The sequence below is a fragment of the Burkholderia catarinensis genome (genome assembly GCF_001883705.2).
GTDB lineage: Bacteria > Pseudomonadota > Gammaproteobacteria > Burkholderiales > Burkholderiaceae > Burkholderia > Burkholderia catarinensis.
In genome coordinates this window covers 1-18,326 of record NZ_MDEQ02000032.1, presented here as the reverse complement: position 1 = coordinate 18,326, position 18,326 = coordinate 1, and the positions used below count along the sequence as shown (strand labels likewise).

Sequence of the window (18,326 nt, the reverse complement as noted above, 5' to 3'; positions counted from 1 at the left end):
ACCCGGCTGGTCCCGGGTTCGATGGATGAATCGATGCTAGCCGCTGGCAACGTTCACGCCTATGGGACGAATCTGAATTTATAGAGGGCGTCGAATGAACTGGTTTGGAATCCTTGTCCTGGGAGCGGCCGTCGGGCTGTTCGGCCGCTGGCTGCATCCGATGCGGCGCACGGGCCGGCCGGCGTGGTGGATCGCGGTGCTCGTCGGCATCGTGGGCGCAGCCGCCGCCCGAATGGCCGGCAATCTCTCGGGACTGTTTTACGATGGCGAGACGCTCGAATGGCCGGTCTGCACCGGCGTCGCGTTCCTCGCCGTAGCCGTGACGGTCGCGCTGTCGTCCCGTCGCTGAATGCTCTCAGGTGAAATCATGAATGCCCGTCTTCCCGAAGTCTTGCCGGTGCCGGCCCGCCTCGCGCTGCTGCGCGGCGCTATGGCCCGCGAGGACCTGGCCGCCTATCTCGTGCCGTCCGCCGATCCCCATCTGTCCGAGTACCTGCCCGAGCGCTGGCAGGCCCGCCGCTGGCTGTCCGGCTTCACGGGCTCGGTCGGCACGCTGGTCGTGACCGCGGATTTCGCGGGGCTGTGGGTCGACAGCCGCTACTGGGTGCAGGCCGACGCCGAGCTGGCCGGCACGGGCGTGCAACTGATGAAGATGACGGGCGGGCAGCAGAGCGCGCCGCACGTCGACTGGCTCGCGCAGAACGTGGCGGCGGGTGCGACGGTCGGTGTCGACGGCGCCGTGCTCGGCGTCGCGGCCGCGCGCGGGCTGACGGCTGCGCTGAGCGCGCGCGGCATCGCGCTGCGCACCGATCTCGATCTGCTCGATGCGATCTGGCCCGAGCGGCCGGGGTTGCCCGGCGACGCCGTGTTCGAGCACGCGGCGCCGCAGGCCGACGCGACGCGCGCGAGCAAGCTGGCCGAAGTGCGCCGCGCGATGCACGCGCAGGGCGCGCAGTGGCATTTCGTGTCGACGCTCGACGACCTCGCATGGCTGTTCAACCTGCGCGGCGCCGACGTCAACTTCAATCCCGTGTTCGTTGCGCATGCAATGATCGGCGCCGATCGCGCGACGCTGTTCGTCGCCGACGGCAAGGTGTCCCCGGCGCTGGCCGCGTCGCTCGCGCAGGACGGCGTCGACGTCCGTGCATACGACGCCGCGCGCGCGTCGCTCGCGGCGCTGCCCGACGGCGCGACGCTGCTGGTCGACCCGCGCCGCGTGACGTTCGGCACGCTCGAGGCCGTGCCGGCCGGCGTGAAGCTCGTCGAGGCCGTGAATCCGTCCACGTTCGCGAAGTCGCGCAAGACGTCCACCGAGATCGAGCACGTGCGCGTGACGATGGAGCACGACGGCGCCGCGCTCGCGGAATTCTTCACATGGTTCGAACAGGCGGTGAACCGCGAGACGATCACCGAGCTGACGATCGAGGAGAAACTCACGGCCGCGCGCGCACGGCGCCCCGGCTATGTGTCGCCGAGCTTTGCGACGATCGCCGGGTTCAACGCGAACGGCGCGATGCCGCACTACCACGCGACGCCCGAGTCGCACGCGACGATCGCGGGCGACGGCCTGCTGCTGATCGATTCGGGCGGGCAGTACATGACGGGCACGACCGATATCACGCGCGTCGTGCCGGTCGGCACCGTCAGCGACCTGCAGCGGCGCGATTTCACGATCGTGCTGAAGTCGATGATGGCGCTGTCGCGCACGCGCTTCCCGCGCGGCATCCGCTCGCCGATGCTCGACGCGATCGCGCGCGCGCCGATGTGGGCGGCCGGGCTCGACTACGGGCACGGCACGGGGCATGGCGTCGGCTACTTCCTGAACGTGCACGAGGGCCCGCAGGTCATCTCGCACTACGCGCCGGCCGAGCCGTACACGGCGATGGAAGAAGGCATGATCACGTCGATCGAGCCGGGCGTGTACCGCCCCGGCCAGTGGGGCATCCGGATCGAGAACCTGGTCGTGAACCGCGCGGCCGGGCAGACCGAGTTCGGCGATTTCCTTGCGTTCGAGACGCTGACGCTGTGCCCGATCGACACGCGCTGCGTGCTGATCGAGATGCTGCATGACGAAGAGCGCGCCTGGCTGAACACGTATCACGCGACGGTGCGCGAGCGCGTCGGCCGGCACCTGAGCGGCGATGCCAGGGCGTGGCTCGACGCACGCACGCAGCCGATCTGACGCACGTGCGATAACGGCCGGACGCCGGCCGGACAACAACAGCGAGGGCAGCAAATGGCGGACACCGCAGTGATCGTGGTCGACATGCAGCGCGGGCTGGTGGAGCGGGCTCGGCCCGCTTACCGGCTCGACGACGTGGTGTCGGGCATCAACCGGCTGACGGCGGCGGCGCGCGCGGCGAACGCGCCCGTGTGCTTTGTGCAGCACGACGGCGATGCCGACGACGACATCGTGCCCGGTACGCCGGGCTGGGAGCTGCATGCGGGGCTGGTCGTCGGCAGCGGCGACTGGCGCGTGCGCAAGCAGGTGAGCGACGCGTTCCACGACACGCCGCTCGCGGCGCAGCTCGACCGCCACGGCGTCCGCTCGGTGCTGATCTGCGGCTATGCGACCGAGTTCTGCATCGATTCGGCCGCGCGCCGTGCGGCACTGCTCGGCTATCGGACGACGGTCGTGTCCGACCTGCACACGACGAACGAGCGCACGCACCTGTCGGCCGCGCAGATCGTCGCGCACCACCACTTCATCTGGAACAACAATTCGCTGTCGGGCAACGCGGTGACGCCGCGCCCGCTCGCGGACGTGCTTGCTGCGGAGTTCGCATGACGATCAAGGCCGTGGTGTTCGATTTCGGCGGCGTGCTGATCGACTGGAGTCCCGAGTACCTTTACCGGGAACTGATTCCCGACGATACCGAGCGTCGCTGGTTCCTCACGCATGTCTGCGCGATGGACTGGGTGATCCGCCAGGACGGCGGGCAGACGATCGAGGAGGGCACCGCCGAGCTCGTCGCGAAGTTTCCGGAGCACGACGCGCTGATCCGCGCGTTCTACGCACGCTGGCACGAGATGATCGGCGGCGTGCTCGACGAAGGCGCCGCGCTCGTCGACCGGCTCGACGCGCAGGGGATGCCGCTGTTCGGGCTGACGAACTGGTCCGCGCAGACGTTTCCGTATGCGTGGGACAACTTTCCGGTCCTGCGGCGTTTCACGGACATCGTCGTGTCGGGCCGCGTGAAGCTCGTGAAGCCCGATCCGGCGATCTACCGCGAGATGCATGCGCGGATCGACCCGCACCTGCCGGGCATCGCGCCGCACGAGCTCGCGTTCATCGACGACAACGCGAAGAACGCGGCGGCTGCGACGGCGCTCGGCTGGCACGGCATTCATCATACGAGCGCAGCGGCGACCGAGGCGCGGCTGCGCGAACTGGGCGCGCTCGCGTAAGCGGCGGGCGAGCGGCCATCGGATAAAAAAAGCGGGCTAGAGGCCCGCTTTTTCGTTTCGCCGCACCGGAGCCGGCCACCGTCGGCGCCGGGCTCCGCGTTGCCGCAGTGCCGGGCGCCCGGTCGTGCCGGTCAGCGGCTGATCGGCTTGTAGCGCAGCCGTTTCGGCTTCGCGGCTTCCTCGCCGAGGCGGGCACGCTTGTCGGCTTCGTACTCCTGGTAGTTGCCGTCGAAGAACGTGACCTGCGAATCGCCTTCGAACGCGAGGATGTGCGTCGCGATCCGGTCGAGGAACCAGCGATCGTGCGAGATCACCATCACCGAGCCCGCGAATTCGAGCAGCGCGTCTTCCAGCGCGCGCAGCGTTTCGACGTCGAGGTCGTTCGACGGTTCGTCGAGCAGCAGCACGTTGCCGCCCGAGATCAGCGTCTTCGCGAGGTGCAGGCGGCCGCGTTCGCCGCCGGACAGGTTGCCGACGATCTTCTGCTGGTCGCCGCCCTTGAAGTTGAAGCGGCCGATGTACGCGCGCGACGGCGTCTCGTACTTGCCGACCGTCAGCACGTCGGCGCCGCCCGAGATTTCCTCGAACACCGTCTTCGAGCCGTCGAGCGCGTCGCGGCTCTGGTCGACGTACGCGAGCTTCACGGTCGGCCCCTTCACGACCTCGCCCGAATCCGGCTGCTCCTTGCCCGTCAGCATCTTGAACAGCGTCGACTTGCCGGCGCCGTTCGGCCCGATGATGCCGACGATCGCGCCGGCCGGAATCTTGAAGTTCAGGTTGTCGATCAGCAGGCGGTCGCCGAACGACTTGCTGACGTTCTTGAACTCGATCACTTCATTGCCGAGGCGGTCGCCGACCGGAATGAAGATTTCCTGCGTCTCGTTGCGCTTCTGGTATTCCTGGCTGTTCAGCTCCTCGAAGCGCGCGATACGCGCCTTCGACTTCGCCTGACGGCCCTTCGGGTTCTGGCGCACCCACTCCAGTTCCTTCTTGATCGCCTTCTGGCGCGCCGATTCCGACGCTTCTTCCTGCTTCAGGCGATCTTCCTTCTGGTCGAGCCAGCTGCTGTAGTTGCCCTTCCACGGAATGCCGTGACCGCGGTCGAGTTCGAGAATCCACTCGGCTGCGTTGTCGAGGAAGTAGCGATCGTGCGTGACGGCGACGACGGTGCCCGGGAAGCGCACCAGGAACTGCTCGAGCCAGTCGACCGATTCGGCGTCGAGGTGGTTGGTCGGTTCGTCGAGCAGCAGCATGTCCGGCTTTTCGAGCAGCAGCTTGCACAGCGCGACGCGGCGCTTTTCGCCGCCCGACAGGTGCTCGATCTTCGCGTCCCACGGCGGCAGGCGCAGCGCGTCGGCGGCCACTTCGAGCTGCTGCTCGGGGCTGCCGCCGTCGCTCGATGCGAGGATCGCCTCGTACTTCGCCTGTTCGGCCGCGAGCGCGTCGAAGTCGGCGTCCGGCTCGGCATACGCCGCATAGATCTCTTCGAGCTTCTTGTTGGCCTGGAACAGGTCGCCGAGGCCGTCCTCGACGGCTTCGCGCACGGTCTTCGTCGGGTCGAGCTGCGGTTCCTGCGGCAGGTAGCCGATGTTCAGGTTCGGCATCGGCGTTGCTTCGCCTTCGATGTCCTTGTCGACGCCCGCCATGATGCGGATCAGCGTCGACTTGCCCGAGCCGTTCAGGCCGAGCACGCCGATCTTCGCGCCGGGAAAGAACGACAGCGAGATGTCCTTCAGGATCTGGCGCTTGGGCGGCACGATCTTGCCGACCCGGTTCATCGTGAAAACGTATTGGGCCATTTCGGTGTGAAAGTCAGAAGTGGTTGAGACTGCCGCGCAGCGCGCGGGCGTGGCGGCGTCGGGTGATTCGGTACGGAGCGTGCCGCGCGGGGCGCGACGGTGTCGCCGCGTGTCGGCGGCGCGAGCGGCTATTGTACTTCGCCGCCGGCTGCCGCTGGCGCAGCGCAGGCGTTTGCGCGCGCCGCATTCACAGCCACGCGCCGACGCCGCCGTGCCCCGAGCACGTGCCGCGCCGGTGCCGGCTGAAGCTGTACGTGCCGTCGCGGCAGCGCGCGCTCGCGCCTTCGGGCACACGGCCCGATTTCGAATGCGCGGGTGCATGCACGGTTTCGCCGTCGCGGTTGCGATACGTGTCGTGACGGTCGAGATCGGCTTCGTTGCCGTAGCCGGGCGGCGCGCGGTACGCGTGCACCGGATGGGGCAGCACGGCGCACGCGACGAACAGCGCGGCGGACAGGGTTGCGATGTGCGTCGCGCGGCGGAGCAGGGCAGGCATGGTCTCTCTCGGTCTGTATGTTGTTATCGAAGTCGGGCCGATGGCCCGCGCCGCATGTTAGCGGATCGACCGCGAACCGGCGCCGGTGCCGAGCAATGGAGCGACGCTACGCCGCGCCGGACATCGTTGCCGCGCCGTCGGCCTGCGCGGCGTCGAGAATCCACCGGCGGAACGCAGCGACCTTCGGCCGTTCCGCATGATGCGGCGGATAGACGAGGTAGTACGCGAAATCGTCGAGCCACGCGACGTCGGCAAGCTGCACGAGCCGGCCGCTCGCCAGCTCGCCGCGCACCATCGCGGCCGGCAGCAGCCCGGCGCCCTGGCCGGCGACGATCGCCTGCAGCAACAGGCCGGAGTCGTCGAACGCGGGGCCGCGCGGCGGGCCGAAATCGTCGATCCGTTGCGCGCCGAACCAGATGTGCCAGCCCTTGCGCTCGGCGTCGTGCAGCTGCGGCCAGCCGACGAGATCGGCGGGCGTCGCCGGCATGCCGAGCCGCGCGACGAGTTCGGGCGACGCGAGCGCGACGATCTCCACCGTCAGCAGGCGCTCGCTGCACAGCCCGATGTAGCGCCCGAGGCCGTGACGGATCGCGACGTCGACGCCGTCGCGCGCGAAATTCGCGAGCGCGTGGCTTGTCGCGACCTGCAGGTCGACGTCCGGGCACGCCTGCCGGAACTGCGCGAGGCGCGGTACGAGCCACGCGGATGCGAAGAACGGCGTGACACTCACCGTCAGCACGCCGCTGTCGGCCGCGCCCGATACGCGCTGCGATGCATCGGCGATCTGCCGGAACGCGTTACGCACCGGCGGCAGGTAGTCGCGGCCGGCGGCCGTCAGCAGGATGCCGCGGTTGACGCGCTCGAACAGTTGCACGCCGAGATGCGTCTCGAGCGTGCGGATCATCTGGCTCACCGCGCCGGGCGTGACCGACAGTTCCTCGGCCGCCGACTTCACCGACAGGTGGCGGGCGGCTGCTTCGAAGGCACGCAGCGCGTTGAGCGGCGGCAGACGGGAACGGTTCATTCAGTTTTTCTAAAGCGAAAGGCCGATGAAATATCGTTTGAGGCGACGCGTACGCACGAGTACCGTTGTCGCATCGGGATCGCATGCTTCGCGGCTGCCTTTCGGCGGCCGATGCGATCAACATAGTTCAACTATATCCATGAGGCAATCCGGACGCCGCCCGGCGGCCGGTGGGACCTGAGAGGAGCATCGTCATGAACCGCCCGGACGCCTCGCGCTTCTTCTACGGCTGGTACGTGGTTGCAGCCGCGTTCGCCGTCACGTTCGTCGGGTTCGGCAGCGCGTATACGTTCAGCGCGTTCGTCGAATCGCTGCAGCGGGATTTCGCCGCGTCGCGCGGGCAGATCTCGCTCGTGTTCTCGCTCGCCGGCTTCCTGTATTTCGGCTTCGGCATCGTCAGCGGGCCGCTTGCGGATCGCTTCGGCTCGCGGCGGCTCGCCGTCATCGGGATGGTGTTGACGGGCGCCGGGCTCGCGGCCGCCGGTGCCGCGCATACGCTGCTGCAGGTCTATGTCGCGTACGGGCTCGGTGTCGGGTTCGGCGTCGGCTGCGCGTACGTGCCGGCCGTCGGCGCCGTGCAGCGCTGGTTCGTGCGCCGGCGCGGCTTCGCGTCGGGGCTCGCGGTCGCGGGGATCGGCGTCGGCACGCTGGTGATGCCGCCGCTCGCGTCCGCGCTGATCGCGCATGTCGGCTGGCGCGGTGCGTATTTCACGCTGGCCGCGATCGCGGTCGTGCTGGGGGCGGGCATGTCGCTGCTGATCGAGAACGATCCGCGCGCACGCGGACTGTTGCCGGACGGCGATGCCGGTGGCGACGGCGGGCGGCAGGCGGGTGCTGCCGCGACCGCCGCGGCCGCGCATGCCGGCGCGACGGTGCGCGAGGCCGTCACGTCGCGGCCGTTCGCGAGCCTCTACGCCGCATGCCTCGTGTGCTCGTTCGGTGTGTTCGTCCCGTTCGTTCACCTCGTGCCGTACGCGCTCGACCATGGCGTCGCGCCATCGACGGCCGTGCTGCTGCTCGGCGCGATCGGCGTCGGCAGCACGGCCGGCCGCTTCTTCCTCGGCGGCCTCGCCGACCGCTTCGGCCGCCGCGCATCGCTGCTCGCGATGTTCGCGGGCATGGCTGCAGCGCTCGTCACATGGGCGGGCGCTGGCACCGTCGCGACGCTTGCCGCGTTCGCACTCGTGTTCGGCGTGTTCTACGGCGGCTGGGTCGCCGTGCTGCCGGCGGTCGTGATGGACTACTTCGGCGGCCGCAACGTGAGCGCGATCATCGGCATCCTGTACACGAGCATCGCGTTCGGCACGCTGATCGGGCCGGCCGCCGCCGGCTTCATCTACGACGCGGGGGGCGGCTATCTCGTGCCGATCCTCGCGAGCGCCGTTGCCAATGCAATCGCGTTCGCCATCGTCGCGACCACCGGGCGCGCGCCGGCTGCCGCGCGCGCGGCCGGCGGATAGGCTCCGGCTGGGCGCGCCGCGCGATTTCCGGTAGGGTGGCCGAACTGTCAACCATGGACGAACGGTCGGGGAGGCATCGTGACATTCGACGAAGTCCGGCAGATCGCACTGGCGTGGCGCGGCGTCGAGGAAGGCACGTCGTACGGCACGCCCGCACTCAAGGTGAAGGGCAAGATGCTCGCGCGGCTGCGCGATGACGGCGACACGCTGGTCGTGAAGGGGGTTAGCCCCGACGAGCGCGCGTGGCTGATCGAATCGGAGCCGGACGTGTATTACGTGACCGATCACTATGTCGGCTGGCCGATCGTGCTGGTGCGGCTGTCGGTCGCGCATCCCGACGCCGTGAAAAACCTGCTTCTGCGAGAATGGCACGCGATCGTGCCTGCGAAGTGGCGGGATGAAGCGGCGCGCGGCACGAACTGAGTACCGGGCGCGCGACGCGACCGGAAGGCCTTTGACGGAAGCGCCGTGACGGTGCGCGAGCCGGTGCCGAACCGGATCAAGTGTTGCATCGGTTCGTATCGATGCAACAAGTGGTTCCATCGAAATTCTTCAATTGGTTCTTAGTGACGAACCGTTTGATGCTTACACTCCTTCGCTTCGAAGGCGGCTGACGAAAGCCGACGGAAAGGGCGCACGCGATGCGCCGGCGCGCTGCGCGCCGCATCGCACCCGCAGCTTCGCAGACTGCGTGGCGCACCGTTCCGAACGGCCCCGATCCGGCCTCGGGCCTGCATCCAGTGCAGGCGCCGCGCCCGGCCCGGTTCAAGAACGACAATCCCCCGCGCCGCCTTCACGCGATACCCGGACATACCGGAACCGTTTATTGGAGAGAGACAGATGAGTGGAAGCAACACAGGCCTCGGTACCGGCCTGAAGCAGCGGCACGTGACGATGATGTCGATCGCCGGCGTCATCGGCGCGGGCCTGTTCGTCGGCTCCGGCCATGCAATCGCGGAAGCCGGTCCGGCGTCGATACTCGCTTATGCGATCGCGGGCATGCTGGTCGTGCTGGTGATGCGCATGCTCGGCGAGATGGCCGTCGCGCATCCGGACAGCGGTTCGTTCTCCACCTATGCCGATCGCGCGATCGGCCACTGGGCCGGCTTCACGATCGGCTGGTTGTACTGGTGGTTCTGGGTGCTCGTGATTCCGATCGAGGCGACCGCCGCCGCGACCATCCTGAATGCGTGGTTCCCCGGCGTCGCGACCTGGGTCTTCGCGCTCGGCATCACGCTGGTGCTGACGGTCACCAACCTCTTCTCCGTCAAGAACTACGGCGAATTCGAATTCTGGTTCGCGCTGATCAAGGTCGTCGCGATCGTCGTGTTCCTGTGCATCGGCGGCGCGGCGATCGTCGGCATCATTCCTGCCCCGGCCGTGTCGGGCGTATCGAACCTGTTTGCGCATGGCGGCTTCATGCCGCATGGCGCCGGCGCGGTGCTGGCGGCGATGTTGACGACGATGTTCTCGTTCCTCGGTACCGAGATCGTGACGATCGCGGCCGCCGAATCGGACAACCCGCAACGCCAGATCGTGCGCGCGACGAACTCGGTGATCTGGCGCATCACGCTGTTCTATCTCGGCTCGATTCTGGTCGTCGCGGCCATCGTGCCTTGGAACGATCCGCTGCTGCCGACGCACGGCTCGTATCAGCGCGCGATGGAATTGATCGGCATCCCGAACGCGAAGGCGATCATCGACGTGATCGTGCTCGTGTCGGTCGCGAGCTGCCTGAATTCGGCGCTGTACACCGCGTCGCGGATGCTGTTCTCGCTGTCGAAGCGCAAGGACGCGCCCGCGTTCCTGCATCGCACCGATTCGACCGGCACGCCGCGCGCGGCCGTGCTCGCGTCGACCGCATTCGGCTTCGTGACCGTGATCGCGAACTACCTGATGCCGGAGCAGGTGTTCGGCTTCCTGCTCGCGACGTCGGGCGCGATCGCGCTGCTCGTGTATCTCGTGATCGCGATCTCGCAACTGCGGATGCGCAAGACGCTCGAATCGAGCGGCGCCGACCTGACGCTGCGGATGTGGATGTTCCCGTGGCTCACGTGGGCCGTGATCCTGTTCATCTGCGGCACGCTGACCGTGATGTTCGTCAGCGAGGATCACCGGATGGAAGTCGGGGCGACGGCCGTACTGGCGTTGATCGTGCTGCTCGCATCGTGGCTGAACAAGCGCGGTCGCGATGCGCGGGCGAGCGAGGGGCGGCGGGTGTCGGCGACGTGACGAGCTAAAGTGATGGTGTGGCGGTGGGCGGGAACGCTCCCGTCATGAAAAATGGCCCGACCGGCAAGCGCTGGTCGGGCCATTTTTTTTGATAACCGACGCGGCTGCCGGGGGCGGCGGGAGAATCATCGCGAGGGACAAGGAGCAAGGCGCAATTAGCGCGCAATAATCGAACTCGTCTGATTTCATCGGCAAAGACTTGCTCTTACATTGATTGCTTCGACTACCGAGGTGAATCGATGGATGAATCGATTTGGTGTCCTTTGTCGGTGAACAACATTATCAGACAGCGCTTTCTGTCTGATCGCGCGATCGATGCGCCTTTTCGTTCGTCGACTGTATTGAAGTCGAAACGATGAGTGAGCGCTCGACAACTCGCGCCTACATTGCTTTCCCCGCCCGCGACGGATTCCCGCTAAACGGAACCTATTTCCCGGCAGTCGACGGTGATCGTTCCCCAGTGCTCATCTGTCCTGCAACAGGGATTCGACAATCTTTTTATTTTCCGTTCGCAGATTGGTTACGTCACGACGGCTATTCGACGTTCGTATTCGACTATCGCGGAATCGGCGCGTCGCTCGGTACGCATCATGTTCGCCAGTCACGCGCGCGGAAACAGGACTGGGGGCAGCTCGATATGCCTGCGGCGCTTGATTGGCTCCTCGGCGAAACCGGTGCGCACGACGCGCATTTGATCGGGCATAGCGCGGGCGCACAACTGGTTGGCCTGATGTCGAATCACGCGTTGGTTCGTTCTTTGTGCGCTATCTCGGCGTCGTCCGGATATGTCGGCAACATTCGCTGGCCAAAGCGTTTCGCCGCATTGCTGCTTGCGAATGCGTACGTGCCGATTTCCGCTCGGCTGCTCGGCTACGTTCCAGCCAGGGTACTCGGTTGGGGCGATGATTTGCCGCCGTGCGTCGGACTTCAGTGGGCCCGGTGGTGCCGTCGGCCCGGATATGTGGAGAACGAGTTCGGAGCAGGGGTGACACGCCACTACTACGACGAATTTGCTGCGCCCGTCACCGTTGTGGCCGCAACCGACGACCCGCTCGCCACGCCGGCCAATATCGAAGATTGGTTGCGCCTGCTGTCGAGAGCAGAGCGCGACGTCCATTTCATCCATCCAGAAACCCCCGACGGCCGAGCAATTGGGCACGTCGGCATGTTCCGCCGCGAGCATTCGTCGCTGTGGCCGGAACTCACCAGAGGATTGCTGCGCTGACAGCACGTGTCGTTCGCATCCTCGCACCAGGAGACCACGATGGATGATTCAATTGACATGAAAGCGCGCTTCAGGGCTGTCAGAAACGAGGCGAAGGAGACGCGCGCATGCCGCAAGAAGGCGGCTGGCTCCGGACACGGCCTGAGGTTGCGGAAAGCTATTTCAGTCAGTTTGTCTGGTCGAAATATCATCCGCGCAACCGTATCGAGCACGCGTCGATTTGCTCCATGCACTGAGCTTGGCATTAAAAGGGGCAGGCTGCAGGCGTAACCGGATTGAAATCGAGCCCGTGGAATCGATCATGACGAACCCGGCGCACCGAAAAGAAAAAAGCCCGCGCAAGCGGGCTTTTCGCTGATATGTGTCGAAGCAACGCTCAGACGTTGAACAGGAAGTTCATCACATCCCCGTCGTGCACGACATATTCCTTCCCTTCCGCGCGCATCTTCCCGGCTTCCTTCGCACCTTGTTCACCCTTGTACGTGATGAAGTCGTCGAACGCGATCGTCTGCGCGCGAATGAAGCCGCGCTCGAAGTCGGTGTGGATCACGCCGGCCGCCTGCGGCGCCGTGTCGCCGATATGGATCGTCCACGCGCGCACTTCCTTCACGCCCGCGGTGAAGTAGGTCTGCAGGCCGAGCAGCTTGAAGCCCGCGCGGATCACGCGATCGAGGCCCGGCTCTTCCATGCCCATGTCGGCGAGGAACGCTTCCTTGTCCGCGTCGTCGAGATCGGCGATTTCCGCCTCGATCGCCGCGCATACGGCGACCACCGGCGCATTCTCGCTTTCCGCGTACTTGCGCACTGCGTCGAGGTGCGGATTGTTCTCGAAGCCGTCGTCCTTCACGTTCGCGACGTACATCGTCGGCTTCGCGGTGATCAGGCAGAACGGCTTGAGCAGCGCCTGTTCGTCGTCCGACAGCGTGAGGCCGCGCACGGCCTTGCCCTGGTCGAGTTGCGCGCGCACCTTGTCGAGCACCGCGACGAGCTTGGCCGCTTCCTTGTCGTTGCCCGACTTCGCGGCCTTCGAGTAGCGCGTGAGCGCCTTCTCGACGGTGCTGAGGTCGGCGAGCGCGAGTTCGGTGTTGATCACCTCGATGTCGTCGATCGGGCTGACCTTGCCGGCGACGTGAATGACGTTCTCGTCCTCGAAGCAGCGCACGACGTGCGTGATCGCATCGGTTTCGCGGATGTTCGCGAGGAACTGGTTGCCGAGGCCTTCACCCTTGCTCGCGCCCGCGACGAGGCCGGCGATGTCGACGAATTCGACGACGGCCGGCACGACACGCTCGGGCTTGACGATCTCGGAGAGCCCCTTCAGGCGCGTATCGGGCACCTCGACGATGCCGACGTTCGGCTCGATCGTGCAGAACGGGTAGTTCTCGGCGGCGATGCCGGCCTTGGTCAGCGCATTGAACAGGGTGGACTTGCCGACGTTGGGCAAGCCGACGATGCCGCATTTGAGACTCATGGAATCCTTCGAACGGGTGTGGCGGCGCGGCCGGACAGGGCACGGCGGCGCGGGAAAAAAGGGCGGCCGGCGCTTGGGGCGCGGCGGGCCGACGGTCAAGGACGCTATTGTACCGTGCCGACGCCCCGGATTCCGGGCTTGCGCCGAACGGCGGATGCGGCGGGCCGCTGTGCCGCCGCATCCGCCTGCGATTCTGCTGATTTCCCGCAAAGTCCGGCCGCGTAAGGGTTTGGCCCCGCGGCTATAATGCCCGCCATGACTGCCCACCACACCTTCGACGTCGCCGTGGTCGGCGGCGGGCTCGTCGGCAAGACGGCCGCGCTCGCGCTGACCCAGTCCGGCTACAAGACGGCCTTGCTCGCCCAGCCGGCCACGCCGCGCCCTGCCGATCTCGCATTCGACACGCGCGTCTACGCGCTGTCCACCAGTTCGCAGGCCTTGCTCGAGCGGCTGCGGGTCTGGCAGGCGCTCGACCACGGCCGGCTCGCGCCCGTCTACGACATGCGTGTGTACGGCGATGCGCACGCGGAACTGCATTTCTCCGCGTACCAGGCTTCCGTGCCGCAGCTCGCGTGGATCGCCGAATCGTCGCTGGTCGAGACGTCGCTCGACGCCGCACTGCGGTTCCAGCCGAACCTCACGTGGTTCGATGCGCGCGCGCAGGGTTTCGACGTACGCGACGATGCGGCCGTGCTCACGCTGTCGTCCGGGCAGGTGCTGGAGGCGGACCTCGTCGTCGGTGCCGACGGCGCGCATTCGTGGGTGCGCTCCCAAATGGGGGCCAGGGTCGAGCGGCGCGACTACCGGCAGACGGGCGTCGTCGCGAACTTCAAGGCGTCGTTGCCGCACCGCGAGACGGCCTACCAGTGGTTCCATGAAGGCGAGATCGTCGCGCTGCTGCCGCTGCCGGACGGCCACGTGTCGCTCGTATGGTCCGCGCACACCGCGCACGCGGACGAATTGCTCGCACTCGATCCGGCGCAGCTCGCGGCCGAGGTCGAGCGTGTGTCGCACGGCCAGGTCGGCACGCTCGAATGCGTGACGCCGGCCGCCGGCTTTCCGCTGGCGCTGCAGACGGTCGACAAGCTGATCGCGCCGCGCGTCGCGCTCGTCGGCGATGCCGCGCACCTGATCCACCCGCTCGCGGGGCAGGGGATGAACCTCGGGCTGCGCGACGTCGCCGCGCTCGCCGACGCGATCGCGGGCAAGGAAAGCTTCCGCAACCTCGGCGATACGGTGCTGCTGCGCCGCTACGAACGTTCGCGTCGCGAGGACATCCGTGCGCTGATGGTCGCGACCGACGGGCTGCAGCGGCTGTTCGCGGTGCCGGGCTCGCTCGCGAAGGCCGTGCGCAATGCGGGCATGGCCTTCGTCGGCGCGCAGCCGCTCGTGAAGCGCTGGCTCGTGTCGGCTGCGCTCGGCTGATCGAACCTTCGGCCGCTTTGCCGGTCGGACACGGTTCCGTTACGGCGTACACTGTGCCGTGCACACCGATTGAGCTGAAGGAAGATTTCGATGAAAAAAACGATCCGCATCGCGTCGCTGGCGCTGGCCGTCACGATGGCGACGCTTGGCTGCACCGCGCAGGCCGACCAGACCACCGACAAGCTGAAAGCCACGCTGCAGGCCCGTCTCGGCAGCGACGCGCCGATCAAGAACGTGTCGAAATCGCCGGTCGCGGGCCTTTACGAAGTGGACCTCGGCTCGCAGATCATCTATAGCGATGCGGCGGGCGACTACGTGCTGCTCGGCGATCTCGTCGACACCAAGACGCACAAGAACCTGACCGACGCACGCCTGTCCGAAATCAACAAGATCGACTTCGCGAGCCTGCCGTTCGCGAATGCGATCAAGGTGGTCAAGGGCAACGGCGCACGCAAGATCGCGGTGTTCTCCGATCCGAACTGCCCGTACTGCAAGAAGCTCGAGACGACGCTGCAGTCGGTCGACAACGTGACCGTCTATACGTTCCTGTACCCGGTGCTGTCGCCGGATTCGACCATGAAGTCGAAGGCGATCTGGTGCGCGACCGACCGCGCGAAGACGTGGCAGAGCTGGATGCTCGACCACCGCGCCCCGTCCGGCGCCGCCAGCTGCGATACCAGCGCGCTCGACAAGAACCTCGCGCTCGGCCGCGGGATGAATGTCACGGGCACGCCGACGATCTTCCTGCCGGACGGCCGCCGCCTGCCGGGCGCAGTATCGGCCGACCAGCTCAACCAGGCGCTCGCCTCGAGCAAGTAACCGACCGACACGCCGGGCCGCATGGCCCGACCAGCGAGGGGCGCCCGCGTTATCTGCCGGCGCCTCTCTTCGTTTTCGCCGCCGTATTCGACCGACCGATTGCCACGATGACCCAGCCGATCCGCTATTCGATTGTCCCGAAAGATCTTGCCGCGCACCTGTTCGAAGTGTCGGTGACGGTCGCCGATCCCGATCCCGAAGGCCAGCGCTTCTCGCTGCCGGTATGGATTCCGGGCAGCTATCTCGTGCGCGAGTTCGCGCGCAACATCGTGACGCTCGGCGCGTTCAACGAGGCGGGCCGCAAGGTGCGGATCGCGAAGACCGACAAGCACACGTGGCAGGCTGCGCCCGTGAACGGCGCGCTGACGCTGCGCTACGACGTGTATGCGTGGGACCTGTCGGTGCGCTCCGCGTATCTCGACGAATCGGGCGGTTTCTTCAACGCGACGGCCGTGTTCCTGAGCGTCTCCGGCCGCGAGGATGCACCGTGCGAAGTCGACATCGCGAAACCGGCCGGCGCGGCGTTCCGCGCGTGGCGCGTCGGTACCGCGCTGCCCGAGGCGCGCGGTACGAAGCGCTACGGGTTCGGTGCGTATCGTGCGTCGAACTACGATGAGCTTTCCGACCATCCGGTGACGATCGGCGAATTCGCGCTCGCGACGTTCGACGCACACGGCGTGCCGCACGACATCGTGATTGCGGGGCGCGTGACGCAGCTCGACCTGGAGCGGCTGCGTACCGACCTGAAGCGGGTGTGCGAAGCGCAGATCGCGCTGTTCGAGCCGAAATCGAAGAAGGCGCCGATGGACCGCTACGTGTTCATGACGCTTGCGGTGAGCGACGGCTACGGGGGCCTCGAGCATCGCGCGTCGACCGCGCTGATCTGCAACCGGACCGACCTGCCGGTGAAGGGGCGGCCCGACACGACGGAAGGCTATCGCACGTATCTCGGTCTCTGCAGCCACGAGTACTTCCACACGTGGAACGTGAAACGCATCAAACCGGCGGCGTTCGTGCCGTACGACCTCACGCGCGAGAACTACACGTCGCTGCTGTGGCTGTTCGAAGGCTTCACGTCGTATTACGACGACCTGATGCTGGTGCGTAGCGGGCTGATGTCGCAAGACGAATATTTCGCGGCGCTCGGCCGCACGGTCGGCGGCGTGCTGCGCGGCACGGGCCGGCTCAAGCAAAGCGTCGCGGAAAGCTCGTTCGACGCGTGGATCAAGTACTACCGCCAGGACGAGAACGCGACCAACGCGATCGTCAGCTACTACACGAAGGGTTCGCTCGTCGCGCTTGCGTTCGATCTCGCGATACGCGCACAGACGCGCAACCGGAAGTCGCTCGACGACGTGATGCGCCTGCTGTGGCAACGCTACGGTCGCGATTTCTATCGCGGCAAGCCGGCGGGCGTCGAGGAAAACGAAGTCGAGGCGCTGATCGAACAGGCGACCGGCGTCGCGCTCGGCCGCCTGTTCGCCGACGCCGTGCACGGCACGCGCGACCTGCCGCTCGGCGAGTTGCTCGCGCCGTTCGGCGTGACGCTGGCGCCCGAGGTCGCCAGCGGCGCGGCCGCGAAGCCGACGATCGGCGCGCGCCTGCGCGGCGGCGCGGACTGCACGTTCGCGGCCGTCTATGAAGGTGGCGCCGCGCATCGCGCGGGGCTGTCGGCCGGCGACACGCTGATCGCAATCGACGGGCTGCGCGTGACGGGTACGAACCTCGATGCATTGCTCGCGCGCTACCGGCCGGGCGACAAGGTCGAGGTTCACGCGTTCCGCCGCGACGAGCTGCGCACCGCGAAACTGAAGCTCGACGGCCCGGAAGTGACGCGCTACCGGCTGACGGCGGCAGCGAAGCCGGCTGCGCTATCGAAGGCCCGGGAAGCCTGGCTGAAAGGTTGAACACCGGCAGCGGGTATCAGGGCGCGATCGAGGATTGTTCTGCTGCTGCAACAATCCGTCGCCCTGAACCCGCTTTTTCGCGTTCATGCGGCCACGCACAATGGCGTCACTCGCGCTACCGAAGCGCAACCTAACTGGAGCCTGACATGACGACCATTCTGCAAATCAATTCCGCGGCGCGTTCGCAAGGTGCGCAATCCACGCTGCTGGCCAACGAACTGACGGCAAAGCTGCAACAATCGAACCCCGGCGCGAAGGTCGTGGTTCGCGACCTGCTGGCCGATGCACTGCCGCACCTCGACGAATCGGTGCTCGGCGCGTTCTTCACGCCGGCCGACCAGCGCACCGCGGAGCAGAATGCGATCGTCGCGAAGAGCGATACGCTGATCGCCGAGCTGCAAGCCGCCGACATCATCGTGATCGGCGCACCGATGTACAACTTCGGCATCTCGTCGCAACTGAAGACGTACTTCGACTGGATCGCCCGTGCAGGCGTCACGTTCCGCTACACCGAGAACGGTCCGGAAGGCCTGATCAAGGGCAAGAAGGTCCACGTCGTGACCGCCCGCGGCGGCAAGTATGCCGGTACGCCGAACGACAGCCAGACGCCGTACCTGCGCACGTTCCTCGGCTTCGTCGGCATGACCGACGTGAGCTTCATCTTCGCGGAAGGCCTGAACCTCGGGCCGGATGCGCAAACCGCCGCGCTTGCCAGCGCACGCGAAGCGATCGCTGCCGCGTAAGGTCGATGCGGGTGCGACGCACCCGCAGCTTCGTCCTGTCAAGTCCTGGAATAGGTTGACAGTATCCGGCCCCTAGAGCGCCCGATGCACCGCATCGGGCGTTTTGTATTTCAGAGCGGCATGTGGCCGCTCGTGGTTATAGATGCGAACCGACTGTTCGACCATCTTGGCGGCCTGCTCAAGGTCAGCGGGACGTTGCAACAGGAACTCGCCCTTGAGGATGCCGTTGACCCGCTCGGCCAGAGCATTCTGATAGCAGTCGTAGCCGTCCGTCATCGAACAGCGCAAGCCGTAACGCTCATGGATGTCCTGATAGT

Annotated in this window: 18 protein-coding genes; 13 read left to right on the top strand and 5 right to left on the bottom strand. The window is 66.7% G+C overall.

Features of this window, described 5'->3' with window-relative positions:
• Nucleotides 1-94 precede the first annotated feature (94 nt).
• From BFF94_RS32705 to BFF94_RS32690, 4 genes are read left to right on the top strand one after another with little or no spacing between them, the layout of a single operon-like run.
• Nucleotides 95-349, top strand: a complete 255-nt coding sequence (locus tag BFF94_RS32705) for a DUF1129 domain-containing protein (RefSeq protein WP_128851380.1) — start codon at nucleotides 95-97, stop codon at nucleotides 347-349.
• Between the two features lie 18 nt (nucleotides 350-367).
• Nucleotides 368-2,182: an aminopeptidase P family protein gene (locus BFF94_RS32700; protein ID WP_219140267.1), complete on the top strand. Its 1,815-nt coding sequence runs from the start codon at nucleotides 368-370 to the stop codon at nucleotides 2,180-2,182.
• Between the two features lie 54 nt (nucleotides 2,183-2,236).
• Complete coding sequence (locus BFF94_RS32695; protein WP_128851378.1) at nucleotides 2,237-2,788, top strand: cysteine hydrolase family protein; 552 nt, start codon at nucleotides 2,237-2,239, stop codon at nucleotides 2,786-2,788.
• On the top strand, nucleotides 2,785-3,408 hold the full coding sequence (locus BFF94_RS32690; RefSeq protein ID WP_128851375.1) for an HAD family hydrolase: 624 nt from the start codon (nucleotides 2,785-2,787) through the stop codon (nucleotides 3,406-3,408). The genes BFF94_RS32695 and BFF94_RS32690 overlap by 4 nt, the downstream gene beginning before the upstream one ends.
• 131 nt (nucleotides 3,409-3,539) lie before the next feature.
• Here the strand turns inward: BFF94_RS32690 and ettA are convergent, their stop codons facing one another.
• The 3 genes from ettA to gcvA all read right to left on the bottom strand — a co-directional run bounded on the left by ettA (nucleotide 3,540) and on the right by gcvA (nucleotide 6,727).
• Nucleotides 3,540-5,207, bottom strand: coding sequence for an energy-dependent translational throttle protein EttA (gene ettA, locus BFF94_RS32685; protein ID WP_128851371.1), 1,668 nt, complete (start codon nucleotides 5,205-5,207; stop codon nucleotides 3,540-3,542).
• A 187-nt stretch (nucleotides 5,208-5,394) separates the two neighbouring features.
• Nucleotides 5,395-5,703, bottom strand: a complete 309-nt coding sequence (locus BFF94_RS32680) for a DUF3761 domain-containing protein (RefSeq protein ID WP_128851369.1) — start codon at nucleotides 5,701-5,703, stop codon at nucleotides 5,395-5,397.
• Nucleotides 5,704-5,809: 106 nt separating this feature from the next.
• Nucleotides 5,810-6,727 carry a transcriptional regulator GcvA gene (gcvA, locus tag BFF94_RS32675; protein WP_128851366.1) on the bottom strand — a complete coding sequence of 306 codons (918 nt, stop codon included), beginning with the start codon at nucleotides 6,725-6,727 and terminating at the stop codon, nucleotides 5,810-5,812.
• Nucleotides 6,728-6,921: 194 nt separating this feature from the next.
• On the opposite strand from gcvA, the gene BFF94_RS32670 reads away from it, so the two are divergent.
• The 5 genes from BFF94_RS32670 to BFF94_RS38250 all read left to right on the top strand — a co-directional run bounded on the left by BFF94_RS32670 (nucleotide 6,922) and on the right by BFF94_RS38250 (nucleotide 11,880).
• Nucleotides 6,922-8,187: an MFS transporter gene (locus BFF94_RS32670; protein ID WP_219140266.1), complete on the top strand. Its 1,266-nt coding sequence runs from the start codon at nucleotides 6,922-6,924 to the stop codon at nucleotides 8,185-8,187.
• A 78-nt stretch (nucleotides 8,188-8,265) separates the two neighbouring features.
• Nucleotides 8,266-8,610: an MmcQ/YjbR family DNA-binding protein gene (locus BFF94_RS32665; protein ID WP_128843754.1), complete on the top strand. Its 345-nt coding sequence runs from the start codon at nucleotides 8,266-8,268 to the stop codon at nucleotides 8,608-8,610.
• Between the two features lie 417 nt (nucleotides 8,611-9,027).
• Complete coding sequence (gene gabP / locus BFF94_RS32660) at nucleotides 9,028-10,419, top strand: GABA permease (RefSeq protein WP_128843753.1); 1,392 nt, start codon at nucleotides 9,028-9,030, stop codon at nucleotides 10,417-10,419.
• Nucleotides 10,420-10,774: 355 nt separating this feature from the next.
• A complete protein-coding gene (locus tag BFF94_RS32655; protein ID WP_128843752.1) occupies nucleotides 10,775-11,644 on the top strand; it encodes an alpha/beta hydrolase family protein in 870 nt (289 codons plus the stop codon).
• Between the two features lie 107 nt (nucleotides 11,645-11,751).
• On the top strand, nucleotides 11,752-11,880 hold the full coding sequence (locus BFF94_RS38250; RefSeq protein ID WP_281426397.1) for a hypothetical protein: 129 nt from the start codon (nucleotides 11,752-11,754) through the stop codon (nucleotides 11,878-11,880).
• Nucleotides 11,881-12,020: 140 nt separating this feature from the next.
• On the opposite strand, the gene ychF is transcribed toward BFF94_RS38250, so the two are convergent.
• A complete protein-coding gene (gene ychF / locus BFF94_RS32650) occupies nucleotides 12,021-13,115 on the bottom strand; it encodes a redox-regulated ATPase YchF (protein ID WP_128843751.1) in 1,095 nt (364 codons plus the stop codon).
• Nucleotides 13,116-13,361: 246 nt separating this feature from the next.
• Here ychF and BFF94_RS32645 point away from each other — a divergent pair, with 246 nt between their 5' ends.
• The 4 genes from BFF94_RS32645 to BFF94_RS32630 all read left to right on the top strand — a co-directional run bounded on the left by BFF94_RS32645 (nucleotide 13,362) and on the right by BFF94_RS32630 (nucleotide 18,009).
• Complete coding sequence (locus tag BFF94_RS32645) at nucleotides 13,362-14,540, top strand: UbiH/UbiF family hydroxylase (RefSeq protein WP_128843750.1); 1,179 nt, start codon at nucleotides 13,362-13,364, stop codon at nucleotides 14,538-14,540.
• Nucleotides 14,541-14,630: 90 nt separating this feature from the next.
• Nucleotides 14,631-15,359 carry a DsbC family protein gene (locus BFF94_RS32640; protein WP_128843749.1) on the top strand — a complete coding sequence of 243 codons (729 nt, stop codon included), beginning with the start codon at nucleotides 14,631-14,633 and terminating at the stop codon, nucleotides 15,357-15,359.
• A gap of 107 nt (nucleotides 15,360-15,466) precedes the next feature.
• Nucleotides 15,467-17,266, top strand: coding sequence for a M61 family metallopeptidase (locus BFF94_RS32635; RefSeq protein ID WP_219140265.1), 1,800 nt, complete (start codon nucleotides 15,467-15,469; stop codon nucleotides 17,264-17,266).
• 146 nt (nucleotides 17,267-17,412) lie between these two features.
• Nucleotides 17,413-18,009 (top strand): FMN-dependent NADH-azoreductase, encoded by a 597-nt coding sequence (locus tag BFF94_RS32630; protein WP_128849885.1) that lies wholly within the window; start codon nucleotides 17,413-17,415, stop codon nucleotides 18,007-18,009.
• A 72-nt stretch (nucleotides 18,010-18,081) separates the two neighbouring features.
• Here BFF94_RS32630 and BFF94_RS32625 read toward each other — a convergent pair.
• The coding region (locus tag BFF94_RS32625) for an integrase core domain-containing protein (RefSeq protein ID WP_219140264.1) at nucleotides 18,082-18,326 on the bottom strand (245 nt) is incomplete at its 5' end.

Bases quoted from the DNA above. Each gene is read 5' to 3' on its own strand.
- BFF94_RS32705 (WP_128851380.1), top strand. From the start codon at position 95: ATGAACTGGTTTGGAATCCTTGTCCTGGGAGCGGCCGTCGGGCTGTTC.
- BFF94_RS32700 (WP_219140267.1), top strand. From the start codon at position 368: ATGAATGCCCGTCTTCCCGAAGTCTTGCCGGTGCCGGCCCGCCTCGCG.
- BFF94_RS32695 (WP_128851378.1), top strand. From the start codon at position 2,237: ATGGCGGACACCGCAGTGATCGTGGTCGACATGCAGCGCGGGCTGGTG.
- BFF94_RS32690 (WP_128851375.1), top strand. From the start codon at position 2,785: ATGACGATCAAGGCCGTGGTGTTCGATTTCGGCGGCGTGCTGATCGAC.
- ettA (WP_128851371.1), bottom strand. From the start codon at position 5,207: ATGGCCCAATACGTTTTCACGATGAACCGGGTCGGCAAGATCGTGCCG.
- BFF94_RS32680 (WP_128851369.1), bottom strand. From the start codon at position 5,703: ATGCCTGCCCTGCTCCGCCGCGCGACGCACATCGCAACCCTGTCCGCC.
- gcvA (WP_128851366.1), bottom strand. From the start codon at position 6,727: ATGAACCGTTCCCGTCTGCCGCCGCTCAACGCGCTGCGTGCCTTCGAA.
- BFF94_RS32670 (WP_219140266.1), top strand. From the start codon at position 6,922: ATGAACCGCCCGGACGCCTCGCGCTTCTTCTACGGCTGGTACGTGGTT.
- gabP (WP_128843753.1), top strand. From the start codon at position 9,028: ATGAGTGGAAGCAACACAGGCCTCGGTACCGGCCTGAAGCAGCGGCAC.
- BFF94_RS32655 (WP_128843752.1), top strand. From the start codon at position 10,775: ATGAGTGAGCGCTCGACAACTCGCGCCTACATTGCTTTCCCCGCCCGC.
- BFF94_RS38250 (WP_281426397.1), top strand. From the start codon at position 11,752: ATGCCGCAAGAAGGCGGCTGGCTCCGGACACGGCCTGAGGTTGCGGAA.
- ychF (WP_128843751.1), bottom strand. From the start codon at position 13,115: ATGAGTCTCAAATGCGGCATCGTCGGCTTGCCCAACGTCGGCAAGTCC.
- BFF94_RS32645 (WP_128843750.1), top strand. From the start codon at position 13,362: ATGCCCGCCATGACTGCCCACCACACCTTCGACGTCGCCGTGGTCGGC.
- BFF94_RS32640 (WP_128843749.1), top strand. From the start codon at position 14,631: ATGAAAAAAACGATCCGCATCGCGTCGCTGGCGCTGGCCGTCACGATG.
- BFF94_RS32635 (WP_219140265.1), top strand. From the start codon at position 15,467: ATGACCCAGCCGATCCGCTATTCGATTGTCCCGAAAGATCTTGCCGCG.
- BFF94_RS32630 (WP_128849885.1), top strand. From the start codon at position 17,413: ATGACGACCATTCTGCAAATCAATTCCGCGGCGCGTTCGCAAGGTGCG.